The organism is Methanomicrobium mobile BP, assembly GCF_000711215.1.
In the GTDB taxonomy this organism is placed as follows: Archaea; Halobacteriota; Methanomicrobia; order Methanomicrobiales; family Methanomicrobiaceae; genus Methanomicrobium; species Methanomicrobium mobile.
In genome coordinates, this window is sequence record NZ_JOMF01000005.1 from 58351 (window position 1) to 75127 (window position 16777).

The following is a 16777-nucleotide window of genomic DNA, read 5'->3' on the forward strand; positions in this document are numbered from 1 at the left end:
TCGCGTATTTCGCATTTCTCTGCCGGTCTTAGTTCCCTCAATATCGTTTTTGAAAAGGATTCACGCCCTATACGACGGGAACAGAGTTCATTATACGCGGCATCGGACAGGACTAAAGTTTTCATACTATTTTCTTGGCTGTGATATCCATAATCTTTCTGCCCGAAAATCCGAACATATGATATTGCCGTCGTTCCCCGTTCCCACCATTCACCCCCTCACCCAACCCCGCCTCCGTCCCCCGCAACCTCCCCCGCCGCCCGCCCCGACAATCCGAAGTATGTTTCAAAAAATATGCCGAAAATATGCTTCTATTATAATAAAAGTATGCAAAAGATATGTTGTAAATTCTTTGGAGTTATGCCGAAAAAAGCGCACGTAACACTGTGAATTTTTTTCAGGAACTTTGTATCCGCGACTGATTTTTCACGCGGAAGCGTGCCGAAAATCCCGCAAAATCCGTTATCCCGAAAATTATCGCGGCATAACCGATACGTGATGAATTGTAAATGATAAATAGTGATAAATCCGATATTTACAATAGAGGATTAGATGTTGGATATGTTATGTTTCCTTATTCTTTTTCCGCTCATAGCCGCATTACTGATGCTCATTCTTCCTAACGGCAATGCCCGTGACATAATAGTGAAGATTGCGGCACTCATAACCGCGGCAGGCTCGGTATATCTCTTTATCGAGACCTTCGGAAAAGGAATACGGTATGTGTCGATAGGCAACGGAACCGTGGATCTCATCGTTTTCGTTGCGGAACTCGTGATTGCCCTGTTTATCATCGCAATCAGCTTAAAATTCAGGAAGTATATCGTAACCGCACTCGGTGCGATACAGCTTGCATTCGTGCTCTATCTTGAATATCTCATGCACAGCGGCGTCCTTCCCGCCGCAGGCGAGCTCTTTGCCGATGAATTCTCAATGATAATGACGCTCATCATCGGTCTTATAGGCGGCATTATCTGTGTATATTCGGTCGGCTACATGAGAGGCTATCACGAGATGCACAAGGATGTAAAGGATCACAGAAAACTCTTCTTCTTCCTTATTTTCCTGTTCCTCTCGGCAATGTACGGTGTCGTATACTCAAACAACCTTGTATGGCTCCTCATGTTCTGGGAGATAACCTCGCTGTGTTCATTCCTTCTGATAGGATATGCACGCGACGAGCTCTCGTGGAACAATGCGTTCAGGGCGCTGATGTTCAATGTGCTCGGCGGAATCGCCTTCTCCGCGGCGATACTCTACATTGTCGCGGTCATCGGAGACTTCGGTTATCTCTTCATGGATAAACTGCTGGCATCCGGCAGTGCCGTTGCGATAATACCCGCGGCACTCATAGGATTTGCTGGACTCACCAAATCCGCACAGTATCCGTTCTCCTCATGGCTTGTCGGCGCAATGGTGGCACCCACGCCGGTATCGGCACTCCTCCATTCATCGACGATGGTAAAGGCGGGTGTCTACATTATCGTCAGATTCGCGCCGATATACGAGATGACCTATACGGGAATGGCGCTCTCGCTTGTCGGCGGCATCACCTTCCTCATAGCATCGGCGGTCGCAATCGGTCAGAGCAATGCCAAGAAAGTCCTTGCATACTCGACCATAGCCAACCTCGGTCTCGTGGTTGCCTGTGCGGGTATCGGAACCGAAGCGGCAATCTGGGCGGCAATTCTGCTGATAATCTTCCACGCGGTCGCAAAATCGCTCCTCTTCCTCTCGGTCGGCTCGGTCGAGCATCAGAAGCACTCCCGCGACATCGAGGACATGACGGGACTTATCTCGGAGATGCCGAAGGTATCCGTGATGATGCTCATCGGCATTGCCGGCATGTTCCTGGCGCCGTTCGGTATGCTTATCTCCAAGTGGGCGGCAATCGTTGCGTTCATCGACGCAATGAAGCCCTTCGGAGCGGTCTATATCATGATAATAGCGTTCGGAAGCGCCCTTACGGTATTCTTCTGGACGAAATGGATGGGCAAACTCATAGAAGTTAGGCATCCGAAGACTCCTCTTGCCCGCGAAGCAACACCGCAGGAGATGTTCTCGCTCTATTTCCTGACGACACTGACCGTGCTTGCGACGATATTCTTCCCGCTGATATCCTACGATCTCATAATACCCTATCTCGAGAGTCTGGGATCTGCCGTGCCCGTTCTGCTGAGTTCGGGAGACATCATAACCATGTTTATCATGACCGTAACAATAGTCCTCCTCCCGCTCTCGATGGCATACTTCAGCAACGGCAGAACGATAAAGGGACAGTATATGAGCGGCAGACCCGTGGATGCGGAGCTTAACTTCTCCGGCAGCCTCGGACGCACAATGAAGACCGACATATCCAACTACTACATCGAGGAGTATTTCGGCGAAGAAAAGAACTGCAGATACGGAATAGTGATCTCCGTGCTTATACTCGCGGTTCTTGCCGCAATACTGGTTTACACGTTTACATCGGGGGCGGTCTTATGATTGACACGGCAACCGCATCGGCATTCTTCACATCGGGAATTTCGCAGGTAATCGGAGCATTGCTCTTTATTCTGCTTGCACCGCTCGTCGGCGGTATCATAACGGGACTTGACAGGAAGATAACGGCAAGGATGCAGGGACGCGTGGGTCCGCCGGTCTTACAGCCCTTCTACGATATAAAAAAACTCTTCGAGAAGGAGAAGATGGTGGTCACGACCGCGGAGAACTTCTGGGTCTTCGCCTACCTCGTCTTCATAGTAATCTCGGGTATGCTGCTCTTTGCAAACAGCGATCTGCTGCTTGTCATCTTTGCGCTGACGCTTGCGCACGTATTCCTCATACTCGGCGCCTACTCGACGGGTTCGCCTTATGCGCATGTCGGTGCCGAGAGGGAACTGATTGCTCTCATGTCGGTGGAGCCGATGATTATAGTGGCGGCGGTCGGTCTTTACATGGTAACCGGCTCGTTCGAGACCTACGGCATAATCGTTTCGAGCACTGCCCCGATTCTTCTGATTCCGTGTCTCTTCATAGGAATGGTATATATCCTCACGGTAAAACTCGGCAAGTCGCCGTTTGACATCGCGACCTCGCACCATGCGCATCAGGAGCTTGTCAAGGGTCTTACGACCGAGTTCTCGGGTTCGACGCTCGGCATGATCGAGATTGCACACCTTTACGAGCTTGTATTCCTGCTGGGATTCCTCTTCCTGTTCTTCGGACTTGCGGCTCCGCTTATAGGAATAGTCGTTATCGCGGCGGTATACCTGCTTGAGATATTCATAGACAATGCGGCATCGAGGGCGAAGTGGCAGTTCGTCTTCAAAGGATGCTGGGCGATTACTCTGGTGCTCGGATTTTTGAATCTGTTTGCACTGTATTTTGTGAGGTGAAAAATGTCAGGTTTAACGAAATCCCCATGGATTATACACTACGATGCTTCAAGCTGCAACGGTTGCGATATTGAGGTTCTGGCATGTCTTACGCCTCTGTATGATGTGGAGCGCTTCGGCATTCTGAATACGGGCAATCCGAAGCATGCCGATATCTTTGTGGTCACGGGCAGTGTCAACGAGCAGAACAGGCAGGTTATTAAGAATATCTACGACCAGATGCCCAAGCCCAACGTCGTTATCGGCGTCGGTATCTGCGCCTGTTCCGGCGGTGTATTCAAGGAATGCTACAATGTCGCGGGCGGCGTCGGTCAGGTCATCCCCGTGGATGTCTATGTCCCGGGCTGTTCGGTGAGACCGGAGCAGATCATCGACGGCGTCGTGAAAGCTCTGGGCATTCTCGAGGAGAAGAGAGCGGCGTTTGCGGCGGAGAGCAAAAAGGGCACCGACACGGGTGCGAATGCGGACGCAAAAAAGGATGGAGGTAACTGAAGATGCATAAAGAAGAGCAGACGATTACGGAGGTCGGCGTTGATAATCTCGTCTCCGAGGTCTCGAAGATGTATGATGAGGGTTACCGCCTTGTTCAGATAGGCTGCGGCAAATACGACGATATCTTCGAGATAAATTACTCCTTCGACAAGGACTGCAAGTTCGTGAATCTGCGCCTGAAGATTACCGAGGGCGTTGTCGTTCCGAGTATTACGGGAGTGTATCTCTGTGCGTTCATCTACGAGAACGAGATTCACGACCTTTTCGGCGTGAGCATAAAGGATATTGCCATCGATTTCAAGGGCAATCTCATCAGGACAAGCGTAAAGAATCCTTTCAATACGCCGACGGTGACAAAGGTCAAAGCGGCCAAGCCGGCAAAGTCGGAGAATGCGGCGGCAGCGGGGGCAAAGCCCGATGTCAAGTCGGATGCGAAGCCCGATACCAAGCCCGATGCCGAAAAGAAAAAGGAGGAAGCATAGATGGCAGGAAGAATTGTTGTTCCGTTCGGTCCCCAGCACCCCGTTCTTCCCGAGCCGATTCATCTGGATCTGGTTCTGGAGGACGAGAGGGTTGTTGAGGCAATTCCCTCGATAGGGTATGTCCACCGCGGTCTCGAAAAGCTTGTCGAGAAGCGCGATTTCAAGGACTTTGTCTATATTGCCGAGCGTATCTGCGGTATATGCAGTTTCACGCACAGCGTCGGATACTGTAAGGCAATCGAGGCGATTATGGACCTGCAGGTTCCCGAGCGTGCCCAGTATCTGAGAACGATATGGAGCGAGTATTCGAGGCTTCACAGCCATCTCCTCTGGCTCGGTCTTTATGCGGATGCAATGGGCTTTGAGAATCTGTTCATGAACGCATGGAGGATTCGCGAGACGATTCTCGACGCCATGGAGGAGACAACCGGCGGCAGGGTCATTCAGGGCGTCTGTAAGGTCGGCGGCGTAAGGCGCGATATCTCGGATGCGAAACTCAAAGAGATGACCGCAAAGCTGGATTCCATCGGCGGCGAGATAGAGGATCTCTGCCATGTATTCTTCGATGACGCGAGCGTAAAGCACAGGTCGGTCGGCGTGGGTATGCTCTCAAAGGAGGATGCGCATAAGCTGGGCGCGGTGGGTCCGGTCGCGAAGGGAAGCGGCATTGCCCTGGATCTGAGGCAGACGGGTTATTCCGCTTACGGCAGTCTGGATTTCAAGCCGATTGTCGAGACGGGCTGCGACTGCTATTCGAGATGTATCGTGAGAGCAAAGGAGCTTGCGCAGTCCGTGGATCTGATTAAGCAGGCGGCGGCGAACATCCCCGCGGGCGATATCGAGGTCAAGGTCAAGGGCAACCCCGACGGCGAATACTTCTCGCGTGTCGAGCAGCCCCGCGGCGAGTGCATACACTACGTGAAGGCGAACGGCTCGAAGAATATCCTGAGAGAACGCGTGAGGACTCCGTCGTCGGCGAACATACCGCCGCTTGTGAAGATGCTCGAGGGCTGTCAGATGGCGGATGTGCCGGTGATTGTGCTTTCAATCGACCCGTGTATCGGTTGTGCGGAGAGGTGAAAGAGAATGGGATTATTTTCGATGACGAAGACGGTTCTGAAGTCGCTGTTTAAGAAGCCGGCGACGATTCGCTATCCCGCCGAGCCTGCGAAGCGCTTTGAGGGCACCCGCGGTCAGATGGAGATTGATATCGATAAGTGCATCTTCTGCGGTCTGTGCTCGAAGCACTGTCCCGCCGATGCGATTACGGTGAACAAGAACGAGAGGACGTGGAGCATTAACAGGCTCTGGTGCATCTGCTGCAATTCCTGCGCGGAGAACTGCAATAAGGATGCGATTTATCAGACGAATGTATATCATGCGCCGATTGTCGCCGGCGAGACCGATGTCGATGTCTATCAGGGCAAGCCGGTCGAGGAGAAGCCTGCCGCCGCCGAAGAAAAGGCTGCATGATTCATAAAACTATTTTTCAATTTTTCAATTTTTTAAATTTTCAATAGCGTGTTTTTGTGCTTTTGCGTTTTGCCGCTAAAAAAGTGTATCGTGATTTGATTTTGGAATTTGATTGGGTATATCGCTGTTTTTATCTCTATGTATTATCTTCTTCTTGCCGAGCCGGGTTTTTTGCCGCCGAACCTTGAGCTTATGCTTCCGAAGCCGCGGAAGTCCATGCCGTGCGAGAACTCTTCGGTATGCTCCGCCGCATCCCCGTTCCTTGACGGGCTGCCTGCTGCCGCATCCGGCGCCGCATCACGGCTGTTTAAGTGTTCTTCGATTATGTCGGGTCTGCGGATGGGGATTGCAAAGTAGACCTGTGCGAAGGTTATGGGGTCGCTTCTGAATCCGCAGTTGTTTGCGACATAGTAGCATGCCAGACGCGTGAGTTTGTGGTCGGCGACGACCTTCTGAACTTTCCCGTTCTTTCTGACGAGTTTTCGGACGGGGACGAAGTTGTGTTTCACGACGCCGCGTGAGTCCTGACAGGCGAGTTTTGCTTTTTCGACGACGACGAAGAAGTCACGCGGGTCGAGGTATCCGAGGAGGTTCTGAAGGTCTTTTGCCATCCAGAGTTCAACGCCGCTGTCTATGTGGCGGCAGGATTCGAACTGTGCGAAGAGTTTATCGATTGTTGCTCTGTCCATATTATCCCAATTGCTCCGTTCGTTGACGGCAGTGATATATACTATCTTGTTTCGGATGTGTTTTTAATCTGTTTGAGTGTGCAATCGTTAGTTAGATCATGAAATAATGTGTGCTCTGATTTATAAGAATATCTTACGGCGCTTGTTTAAGAGATTTGCATATTTCAATGTTTTAGATTTGATATTTTTTGATGTTCTTTTTAACGAAATATTATATAAAATACCCACAGATTAGTAAATTGTGGAATAATGCAGGAAATCAAGTGTCCGAAGTGTAATCAAGTTTTCCAAGTCGATGAATCAGGATATGCGCAGATTGTTCAACAAGTGCGTGATAAGGAATTTGACAAAGAGATAAAGCGTCGTCTGGCTGAACTAGAATCCAAAATGAAGAGCGAACAGGAAGTCGAGCGTCTGAAAATGCAGGAGGAACAGAAAGATAAAATTAGTTCCAAAGATTCTGAGCTGATGCAGAAAGATGCAGAGATAGAGAGATTAAAAAATCAAATCTCCAATTATGAGACTGATAAGAAGCTGGCGATATCGGATTTGGATCTGGCAAATACAAAAGCACTTGCGGATAAAGATCAGATAATTACCGTTCTTCAGGGTAAGCTTGACGCCAAGGATGCCGAGATTGAACTTAAGATAAATGATCTTAAGAATCTGTATGAGATCCGCCTTAAAGATAAGGATGAGGAAATTGCGCACTACAAGGACTTTAAAGCGCGGCAATCGACTAAGATGGTCGGTGAAAGCCTTGAACAGCACTGTCAGATTGAGTTCAATAAGATACGCATGTCGGCATTTCCGAACGCATACTTTGAGAAGGACAATGAAGCGATTGACGGAACCAAGGGGGACTTTATCTTCCGCGACTTTGAGGACGGCGATGAGTATCTATCAATCATGTTTGAGATGAAGAACGAGATGGAGGATACGGATGCAAGGCAGAAGCATACTAACGAGTCTTTCTTAAAGAAACTGGATGAGGACAGGACGAAGAAAAACTGCGAGTATGCGGTTTTAGTCTCTCTTCTCGAACGCGATAATGAACTTTACAATTCGGGCATCGTGGATGTATCCTATAAGTATCCAAAGATGTATGTCATACGCCCGCAGTTCTTTATTCCGATGATTACGCTTCTCAAGAATGCTGCGATGAACTCTCTTAATTACCGTAAGGAACTTGCGATTGTGAAGAGCCAGCAGTTGGATCTTCAGAACTTTGAATATGAGATGGATGAGTTTAAGACATATTTCAGTAAGAAATTTGACATTGCGTCGAGAAAATTCGTCGATGCAATCAATGATATTGATAAAACCATCAAGGTGCTCGAAAAGATAAAAACCGAGCTTACAAGTTCGGAGAATAATCTGCGTCTGGCAAATGACAAGGCACAGGATCTCTCAATTAAGAAACTGACAAGGAAAGCACCGTCGGTGCGTGCCATGTTCGAGGAACTTAATTCAGGCAATAACAAGGATTGAGAATAGAGTCAGTTCTTAACTGTGCACATATGTATGTTGTATGGATAACAGCAAAATAGGTTATTTTTTTAAAAATCGTAAAAACGGTTAAAAGAGTGCCTCAACCCGGATTTGAACCGGGGACAACCAGATCTTCAGTCTGGCGCTCTCCCAGTCTGAGCTACTGAGGCAAACAAAACGACATCAGTCGAATTTGCGAAATTAATATTGGATATCTGCACATATAAACTATTTGATTTATTGTTCATATGACAAAGAATGTCCTCATTATATCCGTAATCGCATTGCTTCTGATTGCCGTGTTTGCGGCAATTGCAATGATGTCTGCGGGAAATGCAGTATCCGGCTCTCGGGAGCATACAGGAATTATCGCGGAGGAAAAAGAGATGATGATAAAAGTTTCCGACGGCACCAGTACCGTCATATTCCGGCTTAACGACAGCCCTTCTTCAAAGAGCCTGTACGGGATGCTTCCTATTGATGCGGAGGTGCGGAACTACTCGAATAATGAGAAGATCTTTACTCCGCCGCAGGAAATCGATACGACCGGCGGCATTGAGGGCGACTGCCACGCAGGCACGTTTGCGCTCTTCTCGCCGTGGGGCAATGCGGTTATGTACTACGGCGATGCCCCCGCATATCCAGGTCTCTATCTTCTCGGGGAGGCTGTTGAAGGCGGCGACAGGATAAAGGATATCTCCGGCACGATTCATGTTGAAGCTGTATGACGGGATCCTTTATCCCCGAGTCGATTTTTTTGCCGTGCAAAGCTAATGTTTATTAGCCATGATCGGCTAATAAGTATTAGCAACATGGAAGGTGAGATGTCCACAAAAGAAAAGATACTGGATGCGGCGTTGACGCTGTTCTCCGAGAACGGTTACGACGGAACAAGCGTCGAGCAGATAGCAAACAAAGTCGGCATCAGGGCGCCGTCGCTCTACAAGCACTATGCAGGCAAGGAGGAGATCCTCAACGCTCTCATTGATTCCGCGCAGGCACATTACGAAGAGATGTTCGGCTCCGAGATGAATATCGGCAGGGTGCCGGAGAGCGGCGAAGAGTTCATACGGGCTGAGATGGGCAGGATTGCGTTTACAATCCGCGATCCCGTAATCCGAAAGACAAGAATGCTTCTTGTTCAGGAGCAGTTCCGCAGCGAAAGAATCGCCGAGGTTACCACCATGCATCAGCTCACCGGCATTCAGCGGATGTATGCGAAGTTACTCGAAGAGATGATGAAAAAAGGGCTGGTCGGAGAGGACGATCCCGCACTGCTTGCGACGGAGCTTACCGCTCCCGCGGTGCTTCTTATCGCCAAAGCCGACAGACAGCCGCAATCCCTTAAAGAAATCGAAGAGAGCATTGAAAGACATTTACGGCACTTTTGCGCCGTTTACATGAAAAAATGAGGTAAATATGTTGAAAAAAATAGTAGATCTGGCAACGCTGGCTTTGTACGTCGCGTCGGTATTCGTTATTGTCGATTACAATTTCTGGGCGGGAATCGCTCTGTTTGCGGCGGCGACGTGCATTCAGTATTATTTCGGCACACTCGGGAAATTGAAAGCAATTTCGGAGAGCACGAAAGAAAAAACGGCTGCAAACGATTGAAGGACTAAAGATGAGAATTGTCTGTCTTATCGAAGACACGGAAGGGTCGGAAGGAAAGAACGGGTGTGCGGCGGCGCACGGTCTGTCGTTTTATGTCGAGACCGGCGCTCACAGGTTTCTGGTCGACCTCGGACCTTCCGGAGAGACCCTGAAAAATGCCGAAAAGACGGGCACAGACCTTCGGGATGTCGATACGGTCGTGCTGAGTCACGGTCATTACGATCACTCGGGCGGGATCATGCCCTTTGTCCGCCGCAACACAAAGGCGAAGATATACATGCAGCGGACGGCGGTCGGGGACTTTTACTCCGACGACGGCGAATCGGCGGGAGAACGCTTCAGATATATCGGCATTGACCCCGCGATAGTCGACCTTCCTCAGACTGTCGCGGTTGACGGCGATCTCCGGATTGACGACGAACTTGAACTTTTCACCGTAAAGCACGCGAATCATCCGATTCCGTTTACGAATAAGAGCCTGCTTGTCCGCGACGGAAGCGGATATGCGCGGGATTCATTCGATCACGAGCATTATCTCGTGATTCATGACGGGAAACGGCATATTCTCGTTTCGGGGTGCGCCCATAAAGGCATGCCGAATATCATGGAGGCTTATCTCGACAGGTATGGTGCCGCGCCGGATATCGCGATCAGCGGCTTTCATCTCATGAAGAAGACGGACTATTCCGAAGAGGAAAAGCGGGAGATCGGGGAGATCGCACGTCAACTGAACGAGTATCCGACGAAATACTTCACATGTCACTGTACGGGCATGAAGGCATACGAAATCATGAAGAGCGTCATGGGGGATAAGCTGACTTACGTGCACTCCGGCGACGTGATCCCGACGGATTGGATATGACGGCGTTATGCGGGTAGAAAGGTCATGAACGACGTTTACGTGTTTATAGACGCGGCATTGCCGTGGATTGCAATCGGACTCATGCTTGCCGTCTTTTTTGCAAGGATGGCAAGGATTGCGGTTACGAAGAAGAATGACGGGGATGCCGACCGCGTCTCCGAGGGTATGGCTCTGGGAATGTGCTTCGGCGTTGCCTTAAGCGTCGCTCTGCACATCAATCTCGGCATCGGGATGATGGCGGGTCTGCTGTACGGACTCCTCATCGGTTCGCGGATCGCGAAAAAGGATGGTGAGAAACGGGAAACCGATACACACCGAACCTAATACACACGAACACTGTACACGCCGAACCCTATACACGCCGAACCTGACCGCATAGCATATCGCAAAAGTTGACTATCACGGAAAATCAATATAATTACGCAATAATATATTGTCAAAGAGTCCCGAGAGAGTCAAAGATGAGCAATAATTCGGATATGCAGGCTGACGGCGTCAAAAAAGGCAAAAAAATCAAATTATCGCAGGAGATCAACGAGAGAAAAGGTCATATCGTCCATCTGACGCATAACGACCTTGACGCCGTCGGCTGCGACGCCCTGCACAGACTGAGATATGAGGATGTCGTGACAAAGTTCTCCTCCGTATCCAAATTTGCGAAGAATCTGGACGATATCGCAAGGATGGCGGGTAAAGGGGACATATTGAGCATATCCGATATCGGTTACAACAGTGCCTGTGCCCGGTCGCTTGAGATAGCGAGGGAGAACGGCTGGGTCGTGGAATGGCGCGACCATCACAGATGGACTGACGACGAGATAAACGAGATAAAGCCGCTTGTCAAATACCTCCGCGTCGATACCTCGGTCTGTGCGACCTGCATTGTCAGAAGCGACCTCCTTCCCGAAGACGCTCATTCGGGTGCGATTGCAAAGATTGTCTGCGACTACGACCTCTGGAAGCATGAGGTGCCGGATTCGAAGGTGCTCGGCGAAGTCTGCACGAAGCGCGAGAATCTGGAGTGCGTCCGCGACTGTTTTGTCGCAGGCGGTCTCATCAACGACGAAATTCGGGAGATATACCGCGGAATCGAGGAAGAGAAGAACGCGGCGATAAAAAAGAGCCTGAAGCATACAAGGATAATGGAAGGGCGCTATAAGATTGCTTTTGCGCCGCTTTACGGATACCCCAGTGAAACGGCGCACGCCATTCGCGACAGGATGGGTACCGATATCGAGGTCATCGTCGCCGAAAACGGCAAGTTCTCGGTGCGTTCGGTGCCGCAGGTGAGCCACCTCATAGCGAAGAAGTTTAACGGCGGCGGTCATCCTCCGGCGGCGGGCGGGACGTTCAAGTTCTCGCTGGGCGATAAGCTCTCGTTTATGATACTGAAAAAGACAAAGCATTACGAGAAGTTCTTTGAAGCCGCGGAGAAGGTAAAAGAGGAATAATCCGCCTCCGAATCCGATTTCCCAATTCAATACCGATTCAATAATCTGATTCCGACCCTAATCTCTCATCAGATAACTGTTTTCTTTAAGATCTTTCCAGAATGCGGTCATGCTTTCTGCCGCAGATTCTTTTTCCGTTTCGGGTTCGGTTTGCCGTTTTGTTTTTGTTTCGTTTTGCGTTTTTGCGTCCTGCCAGAGTTCCGTGCCGCCCGCCTTTATGCAGTCGGGGTCGAAGTGCTCAAGGCATGGCTCGAAATCGGAGGGCTTCGCATTGATGAGGCAGACCTCTCTGACCTCGTATTCGTTCATGAGCTCGAAGAGCACGGGGAGTTTTGAGGGGATTATCGCAACCGCGGTCTGATACTCGAGGATATTGCTCAGCTGCCGCGATGTTGCCGCAGGCGAACAGAAGAAGACTCTCTCCCGCGATAGCTCTTCAAGTTCGTCGTGCGCGAACAGATCTGCGCAGAGGATATGGCTTTTTACTCCGAGATCACGCTGTTCGCGCATTATTTTGGCGTAAACCTCGCAGATTGCGCTGTAATACTCGCCGATATCGTCGTAGAAGATGTAGTTCAGTTTCAGTGCGGATGGTGAAGGCAGAACGAAGTTCAGCGGCGTTGCCGAACAGTTCCTTCCGAGCGTCTTTTGAAGCGCCTTTACGCATTCGGCATCGGCTTTGAGCATATCGGGAATCGCATAGAGTTCGCCGTTGACGTAGCCCTCTTTATGACCGCCGATTGACTCAAGAAGGCGCGAATAGTAGAATCCGCCGCCGCATCCGAGGATATCCGCAAAGCCCGCCTGAGCCCTGAGCTGCCGCTCCAGAAAATAGGTCGTTATGTCGCAGTCCGTCTTCTTCGGTCTCGGAGTTTGAATCCACTTCGCGAGTTCGTCGGCCTTCGGTGCCGGCATTGTCCTGCCCGTTGCGCCGAAACTCTGAAGGATTAAATTCTGCCTTTTTTTCATTTGAGATTTCCGTTCAGTATTCTATTTATTTTCCTATGTCCCATATATAAGCATGAGTGATACGCCGATACTTGTCACGTGCGGACTGCCGTATACCAACGGTCCGTGCCATCTGGGGCATCTGCGCACCTATGTGCCTGCGGATTTCTATGTCAGATACCTCAGACATTGCGGCAGAGAAGTTGTTTTTGTGTGCGGTTCAGACAATCACGGAACGCCGATAGTCATCAGCGCCGAAACCGAGGGTGTAACGCCGCGTCAGATGTCGGAGCGCTACAATGCGCACTTTGACGAGACGTTTAAGAAGATGGGCATATTTTTCGACAGATTCGGTATGACCGACGACCCGATGAATCATGAGACAACGACCGAGATTGTTACGAAGCTCATCGAGAACGGGCATATCTATAAGAAGACGATAAGCCAGAGTTACTGCCCGCACTGTGAGATGTTCCTTCCCGACCGCTATGTGGAGGGTACCTGCCCCTACTGCGGCGAGAAGGCACGCGGCGACGAGTGCGATCAGGGCTGCGGCAAGCACCTCGAGCCCGGCGAACTGAAAGATCCCGTCTGCAAGATCTGCGGAAGCCCCGCGGAGTTTCGCGATCAGGAGCACTATTTCCTCAAGCTCGGCGATTTCAAGGATTTCCTCAACGGTTATCTGCCGACGATTCAGGGAACGTCGAATGCGAAGAACTACGCGTCGATGTGGGTAAAAGAAGGTCTGCATGACTGGTGCGTGACGAGGTCGTTCAACTGGGGCGTGAAGTTCCCGGGTCACGACGATCTGGTTGTCTATGTCTGGGTGGATGCGCCAATCGGCTATATCTCGTTTACGAAGGAGTGGGCGAAGGCGACCGGCGGCGACTGGGAACAGTTCTGGAAGCCCGAGGGTAAAGGCGAGGTCATTCATTTCATAGGTCAGGACATCATCTATCATCACTGCGTTTTCTGGCCGTCCCTGCTCGAAGGCGCGGGATATAAGCCGCCGAAGGCGGTTGTGGCGAGCGGCATGGTGAAGATTGACGACAAAAAGTTCTCGAAGAGCCGCGGCTGTGTGGTCTGGACGAACGAGGATTATCTTGATATCGGTCTTTCCCCCGATTATCTGAGGTATTATCTTCTCTCGTATACGAGCCACACGAAAGAGTTGAATTTCTCGTGGAAGGAGTATCAGGCACGCGTCAATAACGAGTTCGTGGACACTATCGGCAATTTCTTCTACCGCACGCTTCACTTTGCGGCGAACAAGATGGGCGGCATCCCCGACCTCGATGCCGAGCCGCAGGTGCTTGAGGCGATAAAGAGCACGATTGCCCAGCTGGATAAGGCGGTAGGCGAGTATGAGTTCAAGGCGGCGGTCGAGGCGGTGCTTGCGCTCGGAAACACGGCGAATACGTATATTCAGACGAATGCGCCGTGGAAACTGATGAAGACGGACGAGAATGCCGCGAGACAGACGATAAGGAACTGCCTACAGTTCGTGAAGGCGCTCACGATTCTGCTCGACGGCATCATGCCGGTCAAAGCGCAGGAGGCGTGGGAGCTTCTCGGTTATAAGGGCAAGGTCGCGGATTGCAGGCTTTCCGAGGCGCTTACGGGCTTTGATCACAGCGAACTGCCGACACCTAAGATTCTCTTCGCGAAGATTGAGGACGAGAAGGTTGCCGAGTATGAAAATACCCTTAAGATGCGTCTTGAGGAGGCAAAGGCGAAGGAGGCGGGCAGTGCCGCGGCAAATGCGGCAGGTTCCGCACCGGCGCAGACGGCGTCGGACAAACCGAAAACAGAAAATAAAGGAGATAAAAAGATGGAAGATAATAACGAACCCGTGGAACAGATTTCGATTGATGAGTTTTTCAGAACGCAGCTGAAGGTAGGCAAGATCCTTGAGGTCGAGCCGGTGCCGAAGTCAAAGAAGCTTCTTAAGATTATGGTCGATCTCGGCGAGGAGAGTCCGCGGCAGATTGTTTCGGGAATTGCTCCCTACTACCGGCCCGAGGAGCTTGTGGGTCTGAGCGTTGTCGTGGTCGCGAACTTAAAGCCCGCGAAGCTCTGCGGCGTCGAGTCAAACGGCATGATTCTTGCGGCAGGCGACGAGGCTTCGCTTCTCACGACGAAGTTCGAGGTTGCGCCGGGCACAAAGGTGCTTTAAGCACACCTTACGGCTTTTTTTATGATGCCGAGTGACAGATTTGCGTATTTCAAGTTTCTGCTTGCGCTGTTTATCTTCGGCACAAACGGTATAGTTGCGAGTTTCATCGCAATGAGCAGTTCCGACATTGTTTTCCTCAGGTTAATGCTGGGAAGCGCGTTTCTTCTCGCGATTTTTGTGATTTTGCGAAAGCCGTTCGTCTGTTTCGGGCAGCCGCGTGATGCCGCGTATATCTGTGTGTCCGGGATTGTGATGGGGGCTTCGTGGCTCTTTCTCTTCGAGGCTTATCAGCAGATAGGGGTGGGTGCGTCGACGCTTGCATACTATATCGGTCCCGTGATTGTTCTGGTTCTGTCGCCGTTTTTATTCGGCGAAAGGCTGAGTGTTCCGAGAGTTGCCGGATTTATGGCGGTTGTCGCGGGCATGTACCTCGTCAATGCGGCTTTGCTTGATAATTCGGGCAATTCGTGGGGCGTATTCTGCGGGCTTATGTCGGCGGTTTTGCTTGCGGTTATGCTGATTACGAACAAGAAAGCGGCGTCGATAAGGGGTTTTGAGAACGCCTTTTTACAGATTTTCATCGGTTTTCTGACCATCGCGGTTATCCGCGTTGCTCTCGACGGACTTACCCTGAGCATTCCGCCGGAGGATTTAATCTGCGTTCTTGTTCTCGGAATATTCAATACCGGGATTGGCTGTTATCTCTATTTTTCTACGCTTTGCTCCCTTCCGGCGCAGTCCGTTGCCGTTCTGGGCTATATCGAGCCGCTTTCGGCTGTCGTGTTTTCGGCGCTGATATTATCCGAGGTTCTTCTTCCGATTCAGATTCTGGGTGCGGCTCTGATTCTCGGCGGCGCTTTCGTTGCGGAAGTTTTCGGGGGTAAAGAGATTGCCGCTTGCAAAAAAGAGTAAAGTTTTGTTTTTCCGTTGCCGTCAGACACGCACGAACTGATATGTTCCCTTCGGGAAGATGGCTTGCAGGACTTTCTGATTGGTTATCAGCTGATAGTCTTTGTCGCCGACCTTGTAGAAACCGTCGTTTATCTTCGACCATGTTCCTTTCGTGATGACAGGTTCGGTCTTGTAGAGTTCAATCTCCGCATACTCGTATGTGCCGTCATCGTTGACGGTCAGCTTCGCGGAATCGACCCTGTAGGGCGAGAGGTCGGTATGACTGTTTATCGAGGAGAGCACCCAGACGCCGATCAGCTTATCGGTCTTCCAGTTGTCAACCTGTCCCGGAAGGGCATGTTCGGTCTGCTGAGGAATATTGCCCGCCTCCGCGTTCGATGTGCATCCCGCCGTAATCATCACCGCAAACAGGACAATGAAGACAAGAACGGATATCACTGCTAATTTTTTCATAAAATCACCAAATAAACGAAATTTAGCGCTATTAATATATAAAAATGACGCAGGGGGAAAATCCCCCCGCCCCTACCCCGCACCTGCCCCGCACTGCCATCCCCTACCTGCAACATGCCGACAGCATACCGACAGCGACCGAAAGCCCGTCACAGCCTGCCGCCGTCGACATACCGCCGCCTGCCGACAGCAACAGACAGCGACAGACAGAACACTTTTTCAGTTCGAAGAATCCTATCATTTATTTGCTATTGCGGTGTATTTCATAGTATAAGTGCGCGTGAGATTATCACGGCAGGATAATCCTCGGATGCCTAATCAAATTTAAAATCAATATTTTGGAAATAGGTCGTA

Annotated in this window: 18 protein-coding genes and 1 tRNA gene; 15 read left to right on the forward strand and 4 right to left on the reverse strand. The window is 50.6% G+C overall.

Going from position 1 to position 16777, the window contains the following annotated elements:
* Positions 1–552: 552 nt before the first annotated feature.
* The 6 genes from T502_RS02545 to T502_RS02570 are packed head-to-tail and all read left to right on the forward strand — an operon-like array spanning position 553 to position 5827.
* A complete protein-coding gene (locus T502_RS02545) occupies positions 553–2487 on the forward strand; it encodes an NADH-quinone oxidoreductase subunit 5 family protein (protein ID WP_052359082.1) in 1935 nt (644 codons plus the stop codon).
* Positions 2484–3380 (forward strand): respiratory chain complex I subunit 1 family protein, encoded by an 897-nt coding sequence (locus T502_RS02550; RefSeq protein WP_052359084.1) that lies wholly within the window; start codon positions 2484–2486, stop codon positions 3378–3380. Before T502_RS02545 ends, T502_RS02550 begins: the two co-directional genes overlap by 4 nt.
* A gap of 3 nt (positions 3381–3383) precedes the next feature.
* On the forward strand, positions 3384–3872 hold the full coding sequence (locus tag T502_RS02555; RefSeq protein ID WP_052359086.1) for an NADH-quinone oxidoreductase subunit B family protein: 489 nt from the start codon (positions 3384–3386) through the stop codon (positions 3870–3872).
* Between the two features lie 2 nt (positions 3873–3874).
* Positions 3875–4354, forward strand: a complete 480-nt coding sequence (locus T502_RS02560; RefSeq protein WP_084172983.1) for an NADH-quinone oxidoreductase subunit C — start codon at positions 3875–3877, stop codon at positions 4352–4354.
* The gene (locus T502_RS02565) at positions 4355–5434 is read left to right on the forward strand and encodes a hydrogenase large subunit (RefSeq protein ID WP_042705569.1); all 1080 of its coding nucleotides are present in this window, start codon (positions 4355–4357) and stop codon (positions 5432–5434) included.
* 6 nt (positions 5435–5440) lie between these two features.
* A complete protein-coding gene (locus T502_RS02570; protein WP_042705570.1) occupies positions 5441–5827 on the forward strand; it encodes a 4Fe-4S binding protein in 387 nt (128 codons plus the stop codon).
* A gap of 143 nt (positions 5828–5970) precedes the next feature.
* Here T502_RS02570 and T502_RS02575 read toward each other — a convergent pair whose 3' ends face one another.
* Positions 5971–6516, reverse strand: coding sequence for a hypothetical protein (locus tag T502_RS02575; protein WP_052359089.1), 546 nt, complete (start codon positions 6514–6516; stop codon positions 5971–5973).
* A gap of 387 nt (positions 6517–6903) precedes the next feature.
* On the opposite strand from T502_RS02575, the gene T502_RS02580 reads away from it, so the two are divergent.
* Positions 6904–8007, forward strand: coding sequence for a DUF2130 domain-containing protein (locus tag T502_RS02580; protein WP_211248138.1), 1104 nt, complete (start codon positions 6904–6906; stop codon positions 8005–8007).
* 96 nt (positions 8008–8103) lie between these two features.
* Here the strand turns inward: T502_RS02580 and T502_RS02585 are convergent.
* Positions 8104–8177: transfer RNA gene (locus T502_RS02585), tRNA-Phe, on the reverse strand.
* A gap of 78 nt (positions 8178–8255) precedes the next feature.
* Between T502_RS02585 and T502_RS02590 the strand changes: the two genes are divergently transcribed.
* The 6 genes from T502_RS02590 (at position 8256) to T502_RS02615 (ending at position 11934) form a co-directional block, all read left to right on the forward strand.
* Positions 8256–8735 (forward strand): cyclophilin-like fold protein, encoded by a 480-nt coding sequence (locus T502_RS02590; RefSeq protein ID WP_042705572.1) that lies wholly within the window; start codon positions 8256–8258, stop codon positions 8733–8735.
* 96 nt (positions 8736–8831) lie between these two features.
* Positions 8832–9419 (forward strand): TetR/AcrR family transcriptional regulator, encoded by a 588-nt coding sequence (locus tag T502_RS02595; protein WP_042705816.1) that lies wholly within the window; start codon positions 8832–8834, stop codon positions 9417–9419.
* A gap of 7 nt (positions 9420–9426) precedes the next feature.
* Positions 9427–9621 (forward strand): hypothetical protein, encoded by a 195-nt coding sequence (locus tag T502_RS02600; RefSeq protein ID WP_042705573.1) that lies wholly within the window; start codon positions 9427–9429, stop codon positions 9619–9621.
* A gap of 10 nt (positions 9622–9631) precedes the next feature.
* Complete coding sequence (locus T502_RS02605; RefSeq protein WP_042705574.1) at positions 9632–10483, forward strand: MBL fold metallo-hydrolase; 852 nt, start codon at positions 9632–9634, stop codon at positions 10481–10483.
* A gap of 24 nt (positions 10484–10507) precedes the next feature.
* A complete protein-coding gene (locus T502_RS02610) occupies positions 10508–10807 on the forward strand; it encodes a hypothetical protein (protein WP_052359091.1) in 300 nt (99 codons plus the stop codon).
* Between the two features lie 137 nt (positions 10808–10944).
* Positions 10945–11934 (forward strand): phosphoesterase, encoded by a 990-nt coding sequence (locus tag T502_RS02615; RefSeq protein WP_245597745.1) that lies wholly within the window; start codon positions 10945–10947, stop codon positions 11932–11934.
* Positions 11935–11991: 57 nt separating this feature from the next.
* On the opposite strand, the gene T502_RS02620 is transcribed toward T502_RS02615, so the two are convergent.
* Complete coding sequence (locus T502_RS02620) at positions 11992–12903, reverse strand: hypothetical protein (RefSeq protein ID WP_052359093.1); 912 nt, start codon at positions 12901–12903, stop codon at positions 11992–11994.
* A gap of 52 nt (positions 12904–12955) precedes the next feature.
* Between T502_RS02620 and metG the strand changes: the two genes are divergently transcribed.
* Together metG and T502_RS02630 are read left to right on the forward strand one after the other, a co-directional pair.
* The gene (gene metG, locus T502_RS02625) at positions 12956–15058 is read left to right on the forward strand and encodes a methionine--tRNA ligase (RefSeq protein WP_042705576.1); all 2103 of its coding nucleotides are present in this window, start codon (positions 12956–12958) and stop codon (positions 15056–15058) included.
* 21 nt (positions 15059–15079) lie between these two features.
* Positions 15080–15970 carry a DMT family transporter gene (locus T502_RS02630; protein WP_052359095.1) on the forward strand — a complete coding sequence of 297 codons (891 nt, stop codon included), beginning with the start codon at positions 15080–15082 and terminating at the stop codon, positions 15968–15970.
* 21 nt (positions 15971–15991) lie between these two features.
* Here T502_RS02630 and T502_RS02635 read toward each other — a convergent pair whose 3' ends face one another.
* Positions 15992–16423 (reverse strand): DUF5004 domain-containing protein, encoded by a 432-nt coding sequence (locus T502_RS02635; protein ID WP_042705577.1) that lies wholly within the window; start codon positions 16421–16423, stop codon positions 15992–15994.
* Positions 16424–16777 lie beyond the last annotated feature (354 nt).

Excerpts from the sequence above, each read along its gene's own strand:
- T502_RS02545 (WP_052359082.1), top strand. The coding sequence starts at position 553 with ATGTTGGATATGTTATGTTTCCTTATTCTTTTTCCGCTCATAGCCGCA.
- T502_RS02550 (WP_052359084.1), top strand. The coding sequence starts at position 2,484 with ATGATTGACACGGCAACCGCATCGGCATTCTTCACATCGGGAATTTCG.
- T502_RS02555 (WP_052359086.1), top strand. The coding sequence starts at position 3,384 with ATGTCAGGTTTAACGAAATCCCCATGGATTATACACTACGATGCTTCA.
- T502_RS02560 (WP_084172983.1), top strand. The coding sequence starts at position 3,875 with ATGCATAAAGAAGAGCAGACGATTACGGAGGTCGGCGTTGATAATCTC.
- T502_RS02565 (WP_042705569.1), top strand. The coding sequence starts at position 4,355 with ATGGCAGGAAGAATTGTTGTTCCGTTCGGTCCCCAGCACCCCGTTCTT.
- T502_RS02570 (WP_042705570.1), top strand. The coding sequence starts at position 5,441 with ATGGGATTATTTTCGATGACGAAGACGGTTCTGAAGTCGCTGTTTAAG.
- T502_RS02575 (WP_052359089.1), bottom strand. The coding sequence starts at position 6,516 with ATGGACAGAGCAACAATCGATAAACTCTTCGCACAGTTCGAATCCTGC.
- T502_RS02580 (WP_211248138.1), top strand. The coding sequence starts at position 6,904 with ATGAAGAGCGAACAGGAAGTCGAGCGTCTGAAAATGCAGGAGGAACAG.
- T502_RS02590 (WP_042705572.1), top strand. The coding sequence starts at position 8,256 with ATGACAAAGAATGTCCTCATTATATCCGTAATCGCATTGCTTCTGATT.
- T502_RS02595 (WP_042705816.1), top strand. The coding sequence starts at position 8,832 with ATGTCCACAAAAGAAAAGATACTGGATGCGGCGTTGACGCTGTTCTCC.
- T502_RS02600 (WP_042705573.1), top strand. The coding sequence starts at position 9,427 with ATGTTGAAAAAAATAGTAGATCTGGCAACGCTGGCTTTGTACGTCGCG.
- T502_RS02605 (WP_042705574.1), top strand. The coding sequence starts at position 9,632 with ATGAGAATTGTCTGTCTTATCGAAGACACGGAAGGGTCGGAAGGAAAG.
- T502_RS02610 (WP_052359091.1), top strand. The coding sequence starts at position 10,508 with ATGAACGACGTTTACGTGTTTATAGACGCGGCATTGCCGTGGATTGCA.
- T502_RS02615 (WP_245597745.1), top strand. The coding sequence starts at position 10,945 with ATGAGCAATAATTCGGATATGCAGGCTGACGGCGTCAAAAAAGGCAAA.
- T502_RS02620 (WP_052359093.1), bottom strand. The coding sequence starts at position 12,903 with ATGAAAAAAAGGCAGAATTTAATCCTTCAGAGTTTCGGCGCAACGGGC.
- metG (WP_042705576.1), top strand. The coding sequence starts at position 12,956 with ATGAGTGATACGCCGATACTTGTCACGTGCGGACTGCCGTATACCAAC.
- T502_RS02630 (WP_052359095.1), top strand. The coding sequence starts at position 15,080 with ATGATGCCGAGTGACAGATTTGCGTATTTCAAGTTTCTGCTTGCGCTG.
- T502_RS02635 (WP_042705577.1), bottom strand. The coding sequence starts at position 16,423 with ATGAAAAAATTAGCAGTGATATCCGTTCTTGTCTTCATTGTCCTGTTT.